At 59.3% G+C, this 19,109-nt stretch carries 12 protein-coding genes, 2 tRNA genes and 1 rRNA gene; 2 read left to right on the top strand and 13 right to left on the bottom strand.

Translation table 11 applies throughout. The features are described 5' to 3' along the window. Nucleotides 1-59: 59 nt before the first annotated feature. The 3 genes from AC3IQ7_RS05950 to AC3IQ7_RS05940 all read right to left on the bottom strand — a co-directional run bounded on the left by AC3IQ7_RS05950 (nucleotide 60) and on the right by AC3IQ7_RS05940 (nucleotide 1,860). Nucleotides 60-135: transfer RNA gene (locus AC3IQ7_RS05950), tRNA-Ala, on the bottom strand. 19 nt (nucleotides 136-154) lie between these two features. Beyond that, nucleotides 155-231, bottom strand: a tRNA-Ile gene (locus AC3IQ7_RS05945). A 98-nt stretch (nucleotides 232-329) separates the two neighbouring features. Then, nucleotides 330-1,860 (bottom strand): 16S ribosomal RNA (locus AC3IQ7_RS05940). A gap of 638 nt (nucleotides 1,861-2,498) precedes the next feature. Between AC3IQ7_RS05940 and AC3IQ7_RS05935 the strand changes: the two genes are divergently transcribed. Then, complete coding sequence (locus AC3IQ7_RS05935) at nucleotides 2,499-4,487, top strand: sigma-54-dependent Fis family transcriptional regulator (protein ID WP_233516386.1); 1,989 nt, start codon at nucleotides 2,499-2,501, stop codon at nucleotides 4,485-4,487. 1 nt (nucleotide 4,488) lies between these two features. Here the strand turns inward: AC3IQ7_RS05935 and AC3IQ7_RS05930 are convergent, their stop codons facing one another. The 7 genes from AC3IQ7_RS05930 to AC3IQ7_RS05900 all read right to left on the bottom strand — a co-directional run bounded on the left by AC3IQ7_RS05930 (nucleotide 4,489) and on the right by AC3IQ7_RS05900 (nucleotide 14,150). Next, nucleotides 4,489-5,499 carry an FAD:protein FMN transferase gene (locus tag AC3IQ7_RS05930; protein ID WP_489208598.1) on the bottom strand — a complete coding sequence of 337 codons (1,011 nt, stop codon included), beginning with the start codon at nucleotides 5,497-5,499 and terminating at the stop codon, nucleotides 4,489-4,491. Then, the gene (locus AC3IQ7_RS05925; RefSeq protein WP_489208597.1) at nucleotides 5,489-7,600 is read right to left on the bottom strand and encodes a 4Fe-4S binding protein; all 2,112 of its coding nucleotides are present in this window, start codon (nucleotides 7,598-7,600) and stop codon (nucleotides 5,489-5,491) included. The genes AC3IQ7_RS05930 and AC3IQ7_RS05925 overlap by 11 nt, the downstream gene beginning before the upstream one ends. 48 nt (nucleotides 7,601-7,648) lie before the next feature. Then, nucleotides 7,649-8,809 (bottom strand): porin, encoded by a 1,161-nt coding sequence (locus AC3IQ7_RS05920; RefSeq protein ID WP_233516385.1) that lies wholly within the window; start codon nucleotides 8,807-8,809, stop codon nucleotides 7,649-7,651. A 287-nt stretch (nucleotides 8,810-9,096) separates the two neighbouring features. Then, a complete protein-coding gene (locus AC3IQ7_RS05915; RefSeq protein WP_322429412.1) occupies nucleotides 9,097-10,833 on the bottom strand; it encodes a PQQ-dependent methanol/ethanol family dehydrogenase in 1,737 nt (578 codons plus the stop codon). A 51-nt stretch (nucleotides 10,834-10,884) separates the two neighbouring features. Then, the gene (locus tag AC3IQ7_RS05910) at nucleotides 10,885-11,274 is read right to left on the bottom strand and encodes a DUF779 domain-containing protein (protein ID WP_034756816.1); all 390 of its coding nucleotides are present in this window, start codon (nucleotides 11,272-11,274) and stop codon (nucleotides 10,885-10,887) included. A gap of 54 nt (nucleotides 11,275-11,328) precedes the next feature. Further along, nucleotides 11,329-12,849 carry an aldehyde dehydrogenase gene (gene adh / locus AC3IQ7_RS05905; protein ID WP_425252509.1) on the bottom strand — a complete coding sequence of 507 codons (1,521 nt, stop codon included), beginning with the start codon at nucleotides 12,847-12,849 and terminating at the stop codon, nucleotides 11,329-11,331. A 344-nt stretch (nucleotides 12,850-13,193) separates the two neighbouring features. Beyond that, complete coding sequence (locus AC3IQ7_RS05900) at nucleotides 13,194-14,150, bottom strand: beta-propeller fold lactonase family protein (RefSeq protein WP_489208596.1); 957 nt, start codon at nucleotides 14,148-14,150, stop codon at nucleotides 13,194-13,196. A gap of 204 nt (nucleotides 14,151-14,354) precedes the next feature. On the opposite strand from AC3IQ7_RS05900, the gene AC3IQ7_RS05895 reads away from it, so the two are divergent. Then, on the top strand, nucleotides 14,355-16,493 hold the full coding sequence (locus AC3IQ7_RS05895; protein ID WP_489208595.1) for a TonB-dependent receptor family protein: 2,139 nt from the start codon (nucleotides 14,355-14,357) through the stop codon (nucleotides 16,491-16,493). 118 nt (nucleotides 16,494-16,611) lie between these two features. On the opposite strand, the gene AC3IQ7_RS05890 is transcribed toward AC3IQ7_RS05895, so the two are convergent. From AC3IQ7_RS05890 to rtcA, 3 genes are all read right to left on the bottom strand, one after another. Continuing rightward, nucleotides 16,612-17,445 (bottom strand): substrate-binding periplasmic protein, encoded by an 834-nt coding sequence (locus AC3IQ7_RS05890; RefSeq protein ID WP_489208594.1) that lies wholly within the window; start codon nucleotides 17,443-17,445, stop codon nucleotides 16,612-16,614. A gap of 25 nt (nucleotides 17,446-17,470) precedes the next feature. Further along, nucleotides 17,471-17,956: a cytochrome c-550 PedF gene (pedF, locus tag AC3IQ7_RS05885; RefSeq protein ID WP_035824926.1), complete on the bottom strand. Its 486-nt coding sequence runs from the start codon at nucleotides 17,954-17,956 to the stop codon at nucleotides 17,471-17,473. A gap of 130 nt (nucleotides 17,957-18,086) precedes the next feature. Next, the gene (gene rtcA, locus AC3IQ7_RS05880) at nucleotides 18,087-19,106 is read right to left on the bottom strand and encodes an RNA 3'-terminal phosphate cyclase (protein WP_489208593.1); all 1,020 of its coding nucleotides are present in this window, start codon (nucleotides 19,104-19,106) and stop codon (nucleotides 18,087-18,089) included. Between the last annotated feature and the right edge of the window lie 3 nt (nucleotides 19,107-19,109).

The following is a 19,109-nucleotide window of genomic DNA, read 5'->3' as shown; positions in this document are numbered from 1 at the left end:
GATCGCTAAAAGATCAAATCTAAACCCACAGGCTTACATTTGTACTTTCGAGTAAAACGTGGTGGAGGATGACGGGATCGAACCGACGACCCCCTGCTTGCAAAGCAGGTGCTCTCCCAGCTGAGCTAATCCCCCTGAGATTTTACTAATTAGCTGGTAGGGCTGGTTGGACTCGAACCAACGACCCCCGCGTTATCAACACGGTGCTCTAACCAGCTGAGCTACAGCCCCAACGCGGAACTACTACGACTACTGTTTCTTCTTAATTAAACAGCCGATAAGTGTGAACATTTGATGCGTGAATCATTGCTGATTCGTGCAAACTCTAGAAAGGAGGTGATCCAGCCGCACCTTCCGATACGGCTACCTTGTTACGACTTCACCCCAGTCACGAATCCTACCGTGGTAAGCGCCCTCCTTACGGTTAAGCTACCTACTTCTGGTAAAACCCGCTCCCATGGTGTGACGGGCGGTGTGTACAAGACCCGGGAACGTATTCACCGCGACATGCTGATCCGCGATTACTAGCGATTCCAACTTCATGCAGTCGAGTTGCAGACTACAATCCGGACTACGATACACTTTCTGCGATTAGCTCCCCCTCGCGGGTTGGCGGCGCTCTGTATGTACCATTGTATGACGTGTGAAGCCCTACCCATAAGGGCCATGAGGACTTGACGTCATCCCCACCTTCCTCCGGTTTGTCACCGGCAGTCTCATTAGAGTGCCCTTTCGTAGCAACTAATGACAAGGGTTGCGCTCGTTGCGGGACTTAACCCAACATCTCACGACACGAGCTGACGACAGCCATGCAGCACCTGTGTACTGGTTCTCTTTCGAGCACTCCCCAATCTCTCGGGGATTCCAGCCATGTCAAGGGTAGGTAAGGTTTTTCGCGTTGCATCGAATTAATCCACATCATCCACCGCTTGTGCGGGTCCCCGTCAATTCCTTTGAGTTTTAATCTTGCGACCGTACTCCCCAGGCGGTCTACTTCACGCGTTAGCTGCGTTACCAAGTCAATTAAGACCCGACAACTAGTAGACATCGTTTAGGGCGTGGACTACCAGGGTATCTAATCCTGTTTGCTCCCCACGCTTTCGTGCATGAGCGTCAATCTTGACCCAGGGGGCTGCCTTCGCCATCGGTGTTCCTCCACATATCTACGCATTTCACTGCTACACGTGGAATTCTACCCCCCTCTGCCAGATTCTAGCCTTGCAGTCTCCAATGCAATTCCCAGGTTGAGCCCGGGGATTTCACATCAGACTTACAAAACCGCCTGCGCACGCTTTACGCCCAGTAATTCCGATTAACGCTTGCACCCTACGTATTACCGCGGCTGCTGGCACGTAGTTAGCCGGTGCTTATTCTTCAGGTACCGTCATTAGCAAGAGATATTAGCTCTCACCGTTTCTTCCCTGACAAAAGAGCTTTACAACCCGAAGGCCTTCTTCACTCACGCGGCATTGCTGGATCAGGCTTTCGCCCATTGTCCAAAATTCCCCACTGCTGCCTCCCGTAGGAGTCTGGACCGTGTCTCAGTTCCAGTGTGGCTGGTCGTCCTCTCAGACCAGCTACTGATCGATGCCTTGGTAGGCTTTTACCCTACCAACTAGCTAATCAGATATCGGCCGCTCCACGAGCATGAGGTCTTGCGATCCCCCACTTTCATCCTTAGATCGTATGCGGTATTAGCGTAACTTTCGCTACGTTATCCCCCACTCTAGGGTACGTTCCGATATATTACTCACCCGTTCGCCACTCGCCACCAGAGCAAGCTCCGTGCTGCCGTTCGACTTGCATGTGTAAGGCATGCCGCCAGCGTTCAATCTGAGCCAGGATCAAACTCTTCAGTTTAATCTCTGTTTAATGTCATTTCTGACAGGTCGGACAGTATCACTACCATCCAAATCTTTTGCATTGCAAAAGATTTGCTCACTCAAAAAACTGACAGGCTACTTCCGAAGAAGTATCCTATTTCATTATTTCTTGTGAACATTTGATATTTTAAGTTTTACGCCAATCCGAAGATTGACGCTGCACTTACATCAAATGCCCACACTTATCGACTGTTAATTGTTAAAGAACTGTATTCGGTTACTGTTTTCGCGCTATCGACAAAGCGTTGTGTTTGTCAGCTGCGAAGAAGGAAGAGTATGAAGCATTTCGCTAAATCCGTCAACTCCTTCTTTTTCTCGTCTCACTCGGCATTTGCATGCGTCGTTCAGCGAGGGGGCGAATTATAGCCCTGCCCCGCGCGCGCCGCAAGGGCTATTTTTTGTGCCAGATCAGATGCCATGGGCCTGGCACCGCACTTGCTTATACAACCCTATGCATTGTCCACTGAAAGGGGGCAACTCTGGGCCTGGCAACAACACTGGGGATAGCCCGGTTCGCTTTGCTTTGCTCCCATCTGTGACAGGTGCTACATTATGGAACACTCTCGATATTCAAAAGAGCGCCGCAGTACAGGGCCCAACGGAGGCAACGAGATCATGTATCAACCGTCAGCTACTTACCGTAGCGCACCGTTTTCGTCCATCGCGGACGCGAACATTTTGCCGGCAGGACAGGACAACGTCCCCGTCATCATTGAAACTTCCCATCAGCGTTCTGTCGCCTTTGGCCTGTCGCCCACGGCCACGCCCGACTTTACGCCTGCCGGCAAATCCGACCTCTCCTTGCTGATCGAGCAAAACCGCATGCTGCACACGCACGCGCTGCCGGCGATGGAAACCCTGTACCAGCAAATCGTCAATACGCACAATATGGTGATCTTGACGGATGCCAACGGCGTCATCGTGCATTCGCTGGGCGACGATGATTTCCTGGAGAAGGCCAACCGGGTGGCCCTGCAGCCAGGCGTGGCATGGTCGGAACAAAGCCGCGGCACGAATGCCATCGGCACGGCCATCACGGAGAAAGTGCCGACCCTGGTCCATGCGGACCAGCATTACCTGGCCGCTAATCATTTCCTGACGTGCTCCGCCGCCCCCATTACCGACCACCGGGGCAATGTCATCGGCGTGCTGGACGTGTCCAGCGACCAACGCAGTTTCCACAAGCATACGATGGCCCTCGTGCGCATGTCGGCGCTGATGATTGAAAACCAGCTGTTTTCCGCCACCTTCGAAGATGCCATCACCGTGCACTTCCACGCGCGGCCCGAATTCATCGGCACCTTGATGGAAGGCATCGCGTCGTTCACGCCGGGTGGACGGTTTTTATCGGCCAACAAAAATGGTCTGTTCCAGCTGGGCCTGTCATTTGCTGCGCTGCAATCGCACACGTTCAGTTCCCTGTTCGGCTTGCCCGTGTCCGCCCTGTACGACCATTACCGCACGGCCGCACCGGGTTTGCTGAACCTGTGCATGCACAGCGGCGTGCGCGTGTACGGGCGCGCACAGTTGCGCCTGTCCAATAGCGTCTTCCAGCACGGCTTTACTGCCAGCACCGACCATAGCGACATCAACGCCGTGCCGGCCCAGGTTCCCGCGTCGGCCAGCCATGCGGCCAACGCGGCGCGCCGCCTGTCCGGCTTGCGCTATCTGCGCACGGGCGACCCGCAGCTGGAACTCGTGATCGAAAAGGTCAACAAGGTATTGGGACGCGATATTCCCATCCTCGTCATGGGCGAAACGGGCACGGGCAAGGAATTGCTGGCACAAGCCATCCACAACGATTCACCGCGTGCCATGGGACCGTTTATCGCCGTCAACTGCGCCTCCATTCCGGAAACCTTGATCGAATCCGAACTATTCGGCTATGAAGACGGGGCATTTACGGGCGCGCGCAAGAAAGGGGCGATCGGCAAGATATTGCAAGCCAATGGCGGCACCCTGTTCCTCGACGAAATCGGCGACATGCCCTTCGGCTTGCAGGCGCGGCTGTTGCGCGTGTTACAGGAACGCATGGTCACGCCCTTGGGCAGCAGCAAATCGATCACAGTGAATGTGGAACTCATTTGTGCCACGAATCACAACTTGCGCGAACGCATGGCCAAAGGGTTGTTTCGCGAAGACTTGTATTACCGCCTGAATGGCCTAGTGGTAAAACTGCCGCCGCTGCGCGAGCGCACGGACCTGGACACGGTCGTCAAAAAAATCCTCGCAACGGAAGCGCCCGACACGCGTTACACAGTGGCGCCGGACATCCTGCGCATGTTCCATCAGCATAAATGGCCGGGCAATTTCCGCCAGCTGACCAATCTCTTGCGCACGGCCATCGTCATGGCGGGCGATGAACATGAAATCTGTTTGCGCCACATGCCTGATGATTTCCTCGACGATATTGAGATGACGCAAGCGACTGCCGCCAGCGCCAGCACGGACCGCATGATCGCGGCAGGCGCCAACCTGGAAGAAATGGAGCAAAGCGTCATTCTCAAGTCGCTCGATGCCCACGGCGGCAACGTCTCGGCCACGGCGCGAGCCCTGGGCGTGTCGCGCAACACGATCTATCGCAAAGTACCGCATCTGAAATAGCCTAGAGTAGACGGGAAAAGCCGGGCGACATCTCGCGCCGGCCGTGCTTGTCGATGGTCATCAGGTCGACGCCCTCCATTTGCGTGGCCATGGCATGCGCACGCGCCGCGCCCGTCACCATGAAGGTCGTGGACAAGCCATCAGCCAGCAAGCCCGTGGGCGCCAGCACGGTCACGCTCGCCAATTCACGCGGCGAATCGCCCTTCGCGGGGTCGAAGATGTGGTGATGCGCGAAGTCGGGCGTGAACGTACATTCGTAATCGCCCGACGTGGCCACGCTGCGCCCTTCCACTTTTAAGCTGGCCGCCAGGATTTCTGCGTCACGCGGATCCTGGATGCCCAGGGTCCACGGACGGCGCACGGAACGCTGTCCCCGCGCAACGAACTCGCCCGTGTCGAGCAGCGCGTGCCGTATGCCGCGTGCCTGCACGGCTGCCAGCGCCATGTCCGCCGCATAGCCTTGCGCCAGGCCATTCAAGGTCAGCGCCATGCCGGGTCGGAGAAAACGCACTTCCCGGCTATCCCACGCCAGTTGCCGCCAGCCTACCCGCGCCTGCGCTTCGCGCCGCAATGTGTCCGTCGGCAAGCTTACCTCGTCTGCCGCCGCGCGAAACAGCTGCCACAAGGGTTGCACGGTAATATCAAACGCGCCATCGCTCCATTGCGACAGGGCTTGCGCCTGCGCCAGCACGGCCAGTAAATGGGCGTCCGGCCGGGCCAGGCGGCCGTCGCGGTTCAGCTGAAAGACTTGGCTGGCGGGACTGTAAATGCTCATCAGGCGGTCGATATTCCTGGCCGCATGCAAGGCGTCTTCAATGGCCAGCTCGGCCTGGCGCTGATCGTGGTGCAACACGGTGACGGCGATCGTCGTGCCAAACGCCAGCGCGGCGCCTTGATAAGGGCACACGCCGGACGCCGTGGCCGTGCCGCGCGCCATGCTGCCAGGCAAAGACAAGCCCGCTATGCCGGCAACGCTGCCTATCGCTGCGGAAATAAAGGTTCTACGCTGCATTGCTGCTCTCCTCTGCCGTGGCCCGGACAATCGGGATGGTGCGGGCACGCTTGATTTCCAGCATCAAGGGTGCGCATTTTTCATCGCTGGCGTAAATCACCACGCAATCCATGCATTGGAAACACTCACCATAATCGACTTTCCCGCTGGGCGCGATGGCGTGATAATCGCAGCGGTGCCGGCAAGTCTGGCATGGCGTGCCGCATTCCTTGCGACGCGGAATCCAGTTGAACAGGCGAAACCGTCCCAGCAGCGCCAGCGCCGCGCCAAACGGGCACAGGTAGCGGCAAAAGAATTTGTAGGAAACACTACTCAGCAGCAGCAAGCCCATGGCATACGCGACAAACGGCCAGGCGCGCACGAAGTTCAGGGTAATGGCCGTCTTGAACGGTTCCAGCTCCACCAGCTTGTCCGTGACCTGGCTGGAAAAGATGCTGCTGCCAAGTATGGCCGCCAGCAAGCCATACTTGATCCATTTCAAGCGCCCGTCCAGGCGCGGCTTGATCTTCCACTGCGGCAAGTAAAGCCACTGGCCCAGCTTGCCCATGAATTCCTGCAGCGCACCAAACGGACACAGCCAGCCGCAAAACGTGCCGCGTCCCCAGATAAACAGCGTGAGCAGCACGAAAGCCCACAGGATCACCGTCATCGGATCGAACAGGAAGAAGCCCAGGGTGCGCCCCGCCAGCAGCGCCTGGAGGGCGCCCGTGATATTGACAATCGATAACTGCCCCTGCGCGTAATAACCAATAAAGCCGATGGTAAACAACAGGAACAGCCGGCGGAACCAGGCAAATTGGCGGCCATCGCGCACCAGGCGTTTCTGCCATGCCAATGCGCCGGCCAGCAGCGCCAGCCCGGCGAGCAAGAGCAGCAACTCAGCCTTGCGGTTTTTCCACGTGCCGCGCCACGTGGCATCGTCGCCTTGCGGCGTCATATAAAAATCAGCCGGCAAACGGTAGCTGAAATCGACGTTGCGCGCGATGCGTTCCGGATACACGATGCCCTTGCTGCGTGTGATCGGCATGGTAAAAGCCAGCGGACTGGCCGCATCGAGTCCCGCCTGGCTGATGATCCGAAACACGGCGACATTTTCCGTCGGCAACGTAGCCGTATCGGACAAGCTCAATTCCAGGTCCAGGTCGCGCATGTCGATGGGCAAGCCATCCTGCTTCAGCAACAAACGATCCGGCACGGTGCCGCGCACGAAATCGTCGCCCAGCACGCTGTAGCGCCCACGCGACGTGACGAGGATGGCGTGGTCACCTTCGTCTAGCCGGTTGCGCAATTTGTTCCAGCTGCGTTCCGTCAACAGGTTGCGTCCCACCGTGGGCACGGACACATAGGCCAGGTACAGGTCGATGAACACGCCGTCCGGCTCACGCGTCGCTTCCACATCGAGTCCCGCGCCGGGGCTGCCGGCAAACAGTCTCTCCACATCCTTGTTGCTCAGGCGCACGTGCTGGATCAAGCCCTGTTCGAGCATCTGCGTCACGCCGAGTTTCTCAAATACCTCCATGCGGATGCGGGCGATCTGGTCCGGATCGCGGCCTTGCGCAAACCCCAGTTTTTTGCGCGACACTTTCAAGGCCGAGGCCAGCACGCTCTGGTTGATGATGCGCACGGAAGCCGTCGCCTTCGACACGCCATCGATATCGGCATGGCTCGCATCTGGCGCGCGTTTGGTTCGCGCATCGATGGCGATATTCTGTTTCAGCGACAAGCCCTGGTACTGTTTGACGAATTGAAACAGGGGCGCTTCGCCCAAGCCATCGAGAAACACGGGTTCGTGTTGCGATAGAACAGACACATCCAGAAAACTGCCCTGCGGATTGATGGCGATCAATAAATTGACGGGCACGCCGGAAAAGCCGGGAATCGGTGCCAGGTCCACCGACTCAAACACGTAGCCGACCAGTTCCGTGGCCGTGGCGTTTTGCCGGAACAAGGGCCAGATGGGCAAGTCGGCCTCCTTGTCACCAACGATGATGGGAGCAGGAAAGCGTCGTGCCAGCTCGGCCTTGGTGAGCACGCCCGCCCACGCCTGTCCCAGGATAAACAGGAATAGCCAGCAGGCTATGAATAACCGCAGTATCCGCATGCATTGCACTCCATGCGGCGCCCTGTCGCAAGGCGCCGCATTTATTGGTTAGAAGAAAATGATGCCGCCCAGCGACACGCCATTCATCTTCGCTTCGCTGCCCGCAAAGCCTTTCGAGCGCGTCTGGCCCAGTTCGCCCACCAGGGTGATCGCGCTGTTGAGCGAGTAATACGCGCCCAGGGTCAGGTTGGCGTTCGACTTCAAGCCGCCCGTGCCGGCCGTGTTGTCGTCGTTCTTGCTGATGCCATAAGACAGGCCCAGCTTCAGCTTGTCCGTCGTTTTATACGTGCCTTGCAGCAACCAGTTCTTCGACTTGGTGTCGCCCTGGTCTGCATCGGACAAGATACCGAGCCCTTTGCCGCCCTGGAAGTTGACCAGCACGCCGGCCGGGCCCATCTGGTACGAGCCGCCCACTTCCACGCCGCGCATGGTCAGGTCATCGACACCTGGCGTTTTCGACGTGAATTTTTGCGACTTCACGCCGAGCCACGCCTTCAAGCCTTCCTGCGCATACGTCACTTGCGCCTGCACTTGCGGACTCGACTTCGAGGAATAGGTCGAGCCTGCCACGATGGGCGTATCGGAGACGGGGCTGACCAGCGCCACGTCGGCACCAAAGCCACCCGACTTCGGCGTGCTGTACATGATCTGGCCATAATTGCCCAGATACGTGTAGCCGGCGCCGATATGGCCCAGGGTCACCCTACCCCGCTGCGTCGCTTGCACGGGTGCGCCCGAGCCCAACAAGGTCATGTCGGACAAAATCGCGTTCGCGCCGAAGATGCCGTAGTCGCGGCCCAGCTTGAAAGTACCCATCTGCTCATTGCCGAACGTAAAGAAGGCCTGGCGCACATCGACCACGCTGTTCTGGCTGATGGCGCTGTCGGTGGCCGTCGAGTTGTAGATGCCGATCAAGGCTTTCACGTCGTACTCGCCCAGGCGCGAGCTTGCCGAAGTGATCAAGCCATTCGGCAGCAAGCCGTTGCCGATGGTGGTACGGTCCTTTTCGCCGCCGCAACCGAGCGCCTGGCCGCCCAGCGCCAGCCCGCCCACCGCATCGCCTGAACACGACACTTGCGTGTAATAGGCGTTGACGATGCCACCCACCGACACGGTCCAGTCGCCCGCCTTGATATCGACGGCTTGTGCCTGCCCCATCGCTGCGATTGTCATGACACCCAGGCTCCCCAGCTTGCTCAATGTGTTCATTGCGTCTCCTCTTTCTTCTCTGTTTTTAGTGTGCACACCAATGATTGATGTATCTCAAGCTTTGGCAATAAGCGTGCCCAGCACGGCTCAGAGGGAGAAAGAGAAAATATGTGTTTAACATGTGCAGCTGCGGATCAATCGCCACTGACAGTGTTCATTTTTTGACCGCAAGTATGCGTATCGGGCATCCAGGTAAACAAAAAACTGACGGCCTGGGCCGTCAGCAAAAAGAAAACACCCGGCGGACAGGGAGACACCCATCCGAGTGGCCCGGATGCTTCACCCCGTTACTTCGATGCCAGCTTGAAGACCCACACGGAACCGCCCTGCTCCAGGAAGTTGACTTTCTTCGCCACTTCGCCACCCCACAGCGGCACCGCGCCACCCCAGCCGGATACGACGGCCACATATTGCGTGTCGCCATCCTGCCAGGTGACGGGCGGCGCCACGACACCGGAGCCCGTCTGGAATTTCCACAGCTCCTTGCCCGTCTTCGCGTCGACGGCTTTCAGGAAACCTTCCGGCGTGCCGTAGAACACCAGGTTGCCGGCCGTGCTCATCACGCCGCCCCACAGCGGCGCGTTGTTCTTGATTTCCCAGACGATCTTGCCCGTCTTCGGATCGACGGCGCGCATGGCGCCGATGTAGTCGTCAAACAGGGGCTTGATGGTAAAACCGGCACCGAGGAAGGCGCCGCCCTTCTTGTAGCTGATCGGCTCGTTCCAGATGTCCATGCCCCATTCGTTCGCCGGCACATAGAACAGCTTGGTTTGCGGCGAGTACGCCATCGGCATCTGGTTTTTGGCGCCGAGGAAAGCGGGCGCGGCAAACACGGTCGTGCCCTTCTTGCCCTCCTCTCCCTTGGTCGGGTCGCCAGGACGGCCGGCGGCGATGTAGTTCGGCCGGCCCGTCTTCAGGTCGATGCTGCTGGCCCAGGTGATTTTCTTCACAAACGGAAAGGCGTTCTGCAGCTTGCCCGTGCTGGCGTCGATCACATAAAAGAAACCGTTGCGGTCGGCCTTGCCGCCGTAGCGTTTGCCATCCATGTCGAAGGTAACGAATTCGTTGGCGCCATCGAAATCCCAGGCATCGTTCGGCGTGTTTTGATACGCCCACTTGATCTGCCCCGTTTTCACGTCCAGCGCCACGGTGGACGACGAGTACAGGTTGTCGCCGGGACGCAAGTGGCTGTTCCACGGCGCCGGGTTGCCGGTGCCGAAATACGCCAGCTTGGTTTGCGGATCGTAGGTGCCGCCCATCCACGTCGAGGCGCCGCCCGTTTTCCAGAGGTCGCCCGGCCAGGTCTTGTTCACCGTTCCCGAAATGCCGTTATCGATGGCCTTGCCATCCTTGTCGTAGCGGTGGCCCATATGGCCCTCTACCGTCGGACGGCTCCACACGAGGTCGCCCGTCATCGGGTTGCGCGCCTCGACCCGGCCGACGATGCCGAATTCGCCACCCGACACGCCCGTCAGCAGCAAGCCTTCGGCGATCAGCGGTGCGGCCGTCATCGAGTAGCCTGCCGCATAATCGTCGACCTTTTCCTTCCAGACGATCTTGCCCGTGTTCTGGTCCAGCGCCACCAGATAGGCGTCGAGCGTGCCGAAAATCACCAGGTTGCCATACAGGGCGGCGCCGCGGTTGACCACGTCGCAGCAGGGCATGATGCCGTCCGGCAAGCGATGCTCATACTTCCACAGCTTGGCGCCCGTTTTCAAGTCGACGGCAAAGATGCGCGAATACGATGCCGTGACGAACATCTTGCCGTTATGAATCAGCGGCTGCGATTCCTGCCCACGCTGTTTTTCGCCGCCAAACGAGAACGACCAGGCCGGCACCAGCTTGGCCACGGTCTTGTCATTGATTTGCGTCAACGGCGAATAGCGCTGGCCCTGCGTGCCCATGCCAAACGACAGGACACTGGCCGGATTCTTCGCCGTGCTGTCGAGCATGGCATTCGTGACATTGCCCACGTCGGCCGCCTGAACCAACGAGGCGACACTCAAACCGACGACGATCCCCATGATTTTTTTCTGCACAATCATCTCCCTCTGTTTTATTAGTATGTGTGTGTATCAGGTCTTGCGGTGCTCATGCGGCTGGGCATGCAACAGCGCGCACTCTTCATCGGTGAACAGGCGCGAGCGCGTCAAAAAGCGCTTGCCCGTGCCGTTGTCGAGTGAAAACATGCCGCCATTGCCATCGACCACATCGATAATCAACTGGGTATGCTCCCAGTACTCGAATTGCTCGAGTCCCATGTAAAACGGTGTGCCATTCAAATTGCCGAGATAAATGTCGGTGTCGCTGACATCGAACTCGCCCAGCGCGTAGCACATGGGCGCGCTGCCATCGCAGCAGCCGCCCGACTGGAAAAACATCAGCGGGCCGTGACGCTGGCGCAACTTGTCCATCATTTCCAGCGCCGCATCGGTGGCGACCACCCGGGCGATTGCTGCACTCATGGCATCCCTTTCTGCGCGCCCCGCCCCGGTTGCAGGCGCGGCGCGTGTACCGGTTTAGAAGAAGCCCAGCGCTTTCGGGCTATAGCTCACCAGCAAGTTCTTCGTTTGCTGGTAGTGGTCGAGCATCATCTTGTGGTTTTCACGGCCGATACCCGACTGCTTGTAGCCACCGAACGCGGCGTGGGCTGGATACAGGTGGTAGCAATTGGTCCACACGCGGCCCGCCTGGATGGCGCGTCCCATGCGGAAGGCGCGCGAACCGTCGCGCGTCCACAAGCCGGCACCGAGGCCGTACAAGGTATCGTTGGCGATCGCCAGCGCTTCAGCCTCATCCTTGAAGGTGGTCACGGACACGACCGGCCCGAAAATCTCTTCCTGGAAGATGCGCATCTTGTTATTGCCCTTGAACACGGTCGGACGCACGTAGTAGCCGCCCTCCAGGTCGCCCGCCTGCGTGTTGCGTTCGCCGCCGGCCAGCACTTCCGCGCCTTCCTGGCGGCCGATGTCGAGGTAGGACAGGATTTTTTCCAGCTGCTCCTGCGACGCCTGCGCACCGATCATGGTGGACGAGTCGAGCGGATTGCCCTGCTTGATCGCGGCCACGCGCTTCAGGGCCCGTTCGATGAATTTCTCGTAGATCGATTCCTGGATCAGCACGCGCGATGGGCAGGTGCACACCTCGCCCTGGTTCAGCGCAAACATGGTGAAGCCTTCCAGGCACTTGTCGAAATACTCGTCGTCGGCATCCATCACGTCTTCAAAGAAGATGTTCGGCGACTTGCCGCCCAGCTCCAGGGTGACGGGAATCAGGTTTTGCGCGGCGTAACCCATGATCAGGCGGCCCGTGCCCGTTTCGCCCGTAAAGGCGATCTTGGCGATGCGCTTGCTCGACGCCAACGGCTTGCCCGCTTCCAGGCCGAAACCGTTGATGATATTCAGCACGCCCGGCGGCAGCAGATCACCGATCAGCTCGATCAACACCATGATGGATGCCGGCGTCTGCTCGGCTGGTTTCAAGACGACACAATTGCCGGCGGCCAGGGCTGGCGCCAGTTTCCACACGGCCATCAGAATCGGGAAATTCCACGGGATGATCTGCCCCACGACACCCAGCGGCTCATGGTAGTGATAGGCATAGGTTTCCGCATCGATTTGTGCGACGGAACCTTCCTGCGCGCGGATGCATCCGGCGAAGTAACGGAAATGGTCGATGGCCAGCGGAATGTCGGCATTCATCGTTTCGCGGATCGGCTTGCCGTTGTCGATGGTTTCCGCCGTGGCGATCAGGCTCAGGTTCTGTTCGATGCGGTCGGCGATGCGGTTCAGGATATTGGCGCGCTCGGCAGGCGAAGTCTTGCCCCAGGCATCCTTGGCGGCATGCGCGGCGTCCAGCGCCAGCTCGACGTCTTCGGCCGTGGAACGGGCGATTTCGCAAAACGGCAAGCCCGTGATCGGCGTAATGTTGGGAAAGTATTCACCTTTTACTGGTGCAACGAATTTGCCGCCGATGTAATTGTCATAGCGTTGTTTGAAGGGATTGGCTACGCCCAGTTTGCTGATGTCTGCGAGATTCATGTCGTCCTCTATCGGGTTAATTAGAATGGAATTACTTAATTAAAATCAAACGTCCTGGTACAGATGGGGGGAGTACACGGAGTCTTCCGCAAATGCCGTGCCAGCTCACCATCCCACTACAAACTTAGCCGGTTTTACCCTTGTTACAAGGGCGTGGCGTCAACACCGGCGCGCTTTTCAGCGCACGCCCCGGGCAAGAAGGCAGGCGTGGGTGTGTGTGCGTTTTGAACAAGGTGGCGCCGTCCTGTTCCAATCCGCGCCAGCCCTGCTGCACCGCTCCGTCGCCGCTGCACAATGGAACAGGTGTACCAGACTGGAACACCTGCGCCAGTGCCACCAAGGCATCAACGAATCACCACGCCCCAGGGCAATTCACCCACGGTAATATCGGCCACCTTCTGCGCGCTGGCCGTGTCGATGACGGAAACGCTGTTCGAACGGCCATTGGCCACGTACAGCTTGGCGCCATCGGGCGTGAGGGCCATATTCCACGGGCGCTTGCCGACGGGAATGGTGGCCGTCACCTTGTTGCTGGCCGTATCGATCACCATCACCGTGCCGTCGATGCCGTTCGAGACATACACCTGCCTGCCGCTGGGGTGGACGGCGATACCATTCGCATTCTTGCCAGCTGGAATGGTGGCAATCGCCTTGCGCGCGGCCATGTCGATCACATACACGGCATTGACCAGTTCACACGCCACATAGGCGCGGCCCGAGTCCGGACTGAAGCCGATGCCGCGCGGACGCAATCCCACGGCGATGGACGCCACCTGGCGGCGTTGCGCCACATCAATGACATCGACTTGCTCGGCCTCTTCCGCGCTGACCAGCAGCCAGCGCCCATCGGGGCTGAAGACGGCGTGTTCCGGATTGCGTCCCTGCACCTGGATGTCGGCGAGCAAGCTACCCGTATGGCCGTCGAGCAAGGCCACGCTATTGTTTTCCTCGACGGCCACGGCCACATGACTACCGTCTTGCGAGGCGCTGACGCCTTCGGGCGACTTGCCCAGCGCCACCGTGCGCACGGGCGCGCCGCCAGTGTTATCGATCAGCAGCAAGGCGCTGCTGGCTGCGTCAGTGACAAACAATTGCCGCCCGCTGGGGTCGGCGGCGATACCGCGCGGACGCTTGCCCGCCACGATCTGGCGCACGACCTGGTCGGTGGCCGTATCGATCACGCTCAAGGTGCCCGACTTTTCATTGGGAACATAGGCAAAGGGAGCGGCTTGGACGGCGGTGCTGGCGAGCGCCGGCAACAGCCAGCACACCTGGCGCAAGCGCGAGAAGAAGTTGGGCATAATCACCTTTTCAATGGAAAAACACAGGAAAAGCGCGCTGCATCGGCGCATCTGAACATTGCTGTATGCAAACGCCGTGCCACTGACACGCGTATAATTTCCGCCCACCAATGGAGACATGGCAGGCATATTGCTTGATACAACTATGCAGACCTGTGGCGCTCACGCGCTCAAGCAGGCTTTTATTCACATTGGAGAATCCGCATGCAGCATCGTTTCCGCCTGAACACCATCGCCAGCCTGTTTGTCGCCGGCAGCGCCACCCTGGCCCCCCACGTCTTTGCCGCCGAGGCAGCTGACCCGGCCAACGGGCAACTGATGGATACGGTAGTCGTCAGCGGCAGCCGCATCGCCCACCCCAGCCAGGAAGTGCCGGCGTCCATCGACGTGGTCGACAGCGCCCGCATCCAGGATGGGCAAATCCGCGTCAACGCGTCAGAAGCGCTGGCGGCCGTGCCGGGGCTGGTCGTGCAAAACCGCCAGAACTACGCGCAAGACTTGCAAATCTCGTCGCGCGGCTTCGGCGCACGCTCGGCCTTTGGCGTGCGCGGCGTCAAGCTGATCAGCGATGGCATTCCTGCCAGCATGCCGGACGGCCAGGGTCAGGCCGCCACCTTCAACCTCGATACGGCCGAGCGCATCGAAGTGCTGCGCGGACCGTTTTCTGCCATCTACGGCAACCATTCGGGCGGCGTGATCCAGCTGTTTTCCATGGATGGGCAAAATCCCCCGTCCGTCGAACTGAATGTCACGGGCGGCAGCTACGGCACCAGCAAGGTGGACTTGACGGCACAAGGCCAGGCAGGCGGCATTGGCTACGTGCTCGACGGCTCGCGTTTCCGCACGGACGGCTTCCGCGACCACAGCGCCGCCACGCGCGAACAGGCATTCGGCAAGATCACCGTCAAGCCCACGGCGGACAGCAAGCTGACCATCGTCGCCAACAGCCTGCATCAAGGCAACACGCAAGATCCGCTGGGTGCCACCTGGCCCACGTTTGCCGCCGATCCGCGCGCCGGCGAAATCGACGCGACGGATACGCAAAATCCGAAACGCACCCTGGCCGAACGCTACAACACGCGCAAGAGCATCGACCACCAGCAAATCGGGGCCACCTATGAACAATCGTTCGGCGATGACCGCCTGCATGTGATGGTGTATGGCGGCAACCGCGACGTGATCCAGTACCAGGCTTTTACCAAAGGCTTCCAGGCGCCGCCCAGCCATTCAGGCGGTGTGGTTGACTTCCAGCGACAGTTCTATGGCATCGATACCAACTGGCTGCATGTGAACCAGCTGGCTGGCGGCAAGCTGAGCACGACCATCGGCATCGACTATGGCCGCTCCAGCGATGATCGCACGGGCTATGAAAATTACGTCGGCAACACGTTTGGCGTAAAAGGCAAGCTGCGCCGCGACGAGCAGAATGTCGTCTCCAGCCTCGATCCCTATATCCAGGCGGAATGGCAAAGCGGCCCATGGCTGCTCAGCGCAGGTTTGCGCTACAGCAAGATGAAAGTGGCGGTCGATGACCACTATCTCAGCAATGGTGACGATAGTGGCAGCCTCGAGTTCAGCCATACGACGCCGGTGCTGGGCCTGCTGTACAAACTGACGCCGAACGTCAACGTCTACGCCAGCGCCGCGCGCGGCTTCGAGGCGCCTACCCTGAACGAACTGTTTTACTCGGGCACGGCCGGCGGCTTCAATTTCAACTTGAAACCGGCCACCAGCACCAACCTGGAAGCGGGTATCAAGGCCAGGATCAATAACAACACCCACGTGAACGCGGCCGTGTTCCAGATCAAGACCAGCGACGAACTGGTGGTCGACAAGTCCAGCGGCGGGCGCACCAGCTATCGCAATGCGGGTAAAACCTTGCGCCAGGGCATGGAAGTGTCGCTGGATTCGAACCTGCCGTATGGCTTCACGACAAAAGTGGCCCTCACCAGCCTGCACGCCGTGTATGACCAGGCGTTTGGCAGCGTGCGCGAAGGCAGCCGCTTGCCGGGCGTGCCCAGCGCCAACCTGTTCGCGGAACTGGCTTGGAAAGACACGTTCGACCGCTTTGGCGCGGCGCTGGAAAGCGTGGCAAGCAATCAGGTCTACGCGGAAGACAGCAACATCGAAAAACCGGCACCCGGCTATACGGTGTTCAATGCGCGCTTCAACGCCAAACAAAACGTGGGTAATTGGCGCTTCAAGGAATTTGCCCGCCTGAACAATCTTTTCGACAAGACCTACGTGGGTTCCGTCATCGTCGGCGACAGCAACAAACGCTACTATGAAGCGGCGCCGGGACGCAATTGGTTGCTAGGTGTCAGCGCCCAATACTCCTTTTAAGAACACCTGAGAAAAAGTCCATGGCGGCGTTGCATTGCCCTGAACATTTTTCAGGCGTTCTCATGAAAAAGCCCGTGCGTCTTCCGATGCGCGGGCTTGTAAACTCAAGCAAGCTACTTCAAGGCCGCGCTTCCTTCACGCCATATTTCTCAAAGATGGTTTTTAATTCGCCGCTGGCCGCCATCTCGTTCATGGCTGCCTGCAGCAATTTCGCCACGTCGAGCTGCTGACGGCTGACGGCAAGGCCAACGGCCCAGCCAGCACGCGGCAAGCGGGCGAACGCCACTTCGCTCATGGGGAAAGCGGGATCACTTTTCAGCACCGATTCGATTTCCGAACGGTTGGCCAGCACGGCGTCGAGCTGACCCGCCTGCAATTGCTGCAAGGCTTCGGCAGCCGTGTCGAAAATACGCACATCGTCGCGGTACTTGCCATTGTCTTCACCCAGCATCAGCATGGCCGCGATCGAGACCTTTTCCACGCCGATGCGCTTGCCAGCCAGCGAAGCGACGCCATCGAATTGCGGCACGGCTTGCGCACTGCGCGCCAGGCGCACGGTTTCCACGTAGTATGGCGCGAATATCTCGACCTTGTCGTTATCCGCCATCAACTTCTTGTCGACCGGCACATGCAGCATCACATCGGCGGGACCATAACCGAGGTAATGCCCCTTCCACACCATATTGCGCAAATCGTCGTTCAGGTTTTCGCCGGCGGGAAATGGCAGCAAGCTCAGTTTCAAGCCCAGCTTTTTCGCCAGCGCTTCGGCGATGTCGATATCGATGCCCGCCCCCTTGTCGGAAAATGGCGCGAACTCGTTGTACACAGCCACTTTCAGGCTGCCCGACTGCTGCACTTTTTGCCAGTCGGCGCGCGCCGGCGCGGCTGCGCACAGCGCCAGGCAAGCGAGCGAGATCATCGCGCGCGCACCCCGGAGTTGAAATGAACGCATGGGACTCCTTCGTGATCAATTCGACTTAATTAGATTCGCGGCGGGTTTCCAGATAGGTCTTGATGGCCCACATGGCTTCCTGGTTGAACACGCCTTCGAACGGCGGCATGTACACGGCGCCATTGCGTACTTTACCGTGGCGGATGGTGGTCAGGTAGTAATTGTCCGTCTCCTTGTAGCATGCCTGTTTCTTTGTCTCATTCTTGATACCGAAACAATCGCGGTCCAGCTGGCGCAAGTCCGGCGCGATACCGCCCGAGATGGCTTCGATGCCGTGGCAGCGGGCGCAATTCTGGTTGTAGGCCGAGGTGCCCACCGTCAAGGCCAGCTTGTTGCCCCGATACGGGTTTTGTTCGAGCCACTTGTCGCCCACCTTGGGCAAGCCCGTGGTGTCGACGCCTTGTGGCGTGACATTGCCGTGCGCATAGGCATGCGGCAAGGTCAGCAGGGAAGTGAGGGCAACGGCGCCGGCGGCCGCCACGCCGAGCAGGGTACGAATGGAATAGGTCATGCTGGTCTCCTTGGTTTTTTAGTCAATATCCAAGAAGAGCAAATGCCATGCCATGCACATATGCCCCACATCCGGCCGCCCATGTATCAATTTGGAACAGCTGCAACACGTAGTTGTGTCACCACGCGCGTCAGGCGGCGGTCACCGTGCAGATGCTGCCCCGCTCCTGCTGCTCGAAAGTGATGCGCACGGGCAAAAATCGGGCAATCACTTCCGCATTCGTCAGCGCATGCTGCGACACCTTGTTGCAACTGAAGCTACCGCCACCGGCCAGCGCCATCGGCAGCAAGAGCTGGTCAGCCAGGTGCTCGCCGACAGCCGCATCCGTCTTGAGATAGGCGCGCACCTCGTTCAACAGGCGCTTGGCCACCGATTCGGCCAGCAAGGACTTTTCGCCGAAAGAAGTAAACACTTCCGTGACATGCTCATGCTCGAGCGTCAACAGCAGGACATTGCCCGGTCCCTGCTCCGCCGGCAAGCCGACAAGGTGCAGCTGCTTGCCACTCCAGCCCATGACGCTGGCGACACGCTCGAGCTCGCGGTGCGCCACCTGCACATGCACGCCCGCCACCACGCTTTCCGCATACCCTGCCTTCCGTTCACCGCGCTGCAGCAACGCGATGGGCCGCAAGCGCTGGCACGGTTGCACGGTGGCCATCACCTCGCCGCCGCCGGCAGGATGAAAACCATAGCGTTGCAGCGTAATCTCCATCTCGGCGCCCATCTGTTCCAGGACACGGCCGTACGCACGCTGCAAAAAATGGACGGACGGCGCCATGGCATTGTGCGTGCCGCCACTGATGCGCACGGTGGATGGCCCATCCGCATGCAGCAGGGCCGGCAGCAAGGTTTGTAATACCAGAGTGCAACTACCGGCGCTGCCGATGGCAAAGCGGTAATCGCCGCCGCGAATGGGGCCCGGCGCGAATTCCAGGCTCGCTGCGCGCAGCGCCACCGGCGTCGTACGCGCCCCGCAAATGGCGGCTGCCGCCTGCACGGCCAGCAGATGCTGGCGCAGCAAGCCGGGCTTTTCCCGCCCCGCGCGGATATTCGTCAGCCGGAATGGCTGCCCCGTAATCATCGAAAGGCTTAGCGCCGAGCGCAAAATCTGTCCGCCGCCTTCGCCTTGCGCTCCATCAATTTCTATCATTTC

Source organism: Janthinobacterium sp. GL_088 (assembly GCF_057837845.1).
Note: the sequence above shows the minus strand (reverse complement) of the source record. Positions and strands in the feature narration are given on the sequence as shown.

Coding starts and splice junctions, on each gene's coding strand:
- AC3IQ7_RS05935 (WP_233516386.1), top strand. CDS start 2,499: ATGTATCAACCGTCAGCTACTTACCGTAGCGCACCGTTTTCGTCCATC.
- AC3IQ7_RS05910 (WP_034756816.1), bottom strand. CDS start 11,274: ATGAGTGCAGCAATCGCCCGGGTGGTCGCCACCGATGCGGCGCTGGAA.
- AC3IQ7_RS05930 (WP_489208598.1), bottom strand. CDS start 5,499: ATGCAGCGTAGAACCTTTATTTCCGCAGCGATAGGCAGCGTTGCCGGC.
- rtcA (WP_489208593.1), bottom strand. CDS start 19,106: ATGATAGAAATTGATGGAGCGCAAGGCGAAGGCGGCGGACAGATTTTG.
- AC3IQ7_RS05895 (WP_489208595.1), top strand. CDS start 14,355: ATGCAGCATCGTTTCCGCCTGAACACCATCGCCAGCCTGTTTGTCGCC.
- AC3IQ7_RS05925 (WP_489208597.1), bottom strand. CDS start 7,600: ATGCGGATACTGCGGTTATTCATAGCCTGCTGGCTATTCCTGTTTATC.
- AC3IQ7_RS05920 (WP_233516385.1), bottom strand. CDS start 8,809: ATGAACACATTGAGCAAGCTGGGGAGCCTGGGTGTCATGACAATCGCA.
- pedF (WP_035824926.1), bottom strand. CDS start 17,956: ATGACCTATTCCATTCGTACCCTGCTCGGCGTGGCGGCCGCCGGCGCC.
- AC3IQ7_RS05890 (WP_489208594.1), bottom strand. CDS start 17,445: ATGCGTTCATTTCAACTCCGGGGTGCGCGCGCGATGATCTCGCTCGCT.
- adh (WP_425252509.1), bottom strand. CDS start 12,849: ATGAATCTCGCAGACATCAGCAAACTGGGCGTAGCCAATCCCTTCAAA.
- AC3IQ7_RS05900 (WP_489208596.1), bottom strand. CDS start 14,150: ATGCCCAACTTCTTCTCGCGCTTGCGCCAGGTGTGCTGGCTGTTGCCG.
- AC3IQ7_RS05915 (WP_322429412.1), bottom strand. CDS start 10,833: ATGGGGATCGTCGTCGGTTTGAGTGTCGCCTCGTTGGTTCAGGCGGCC.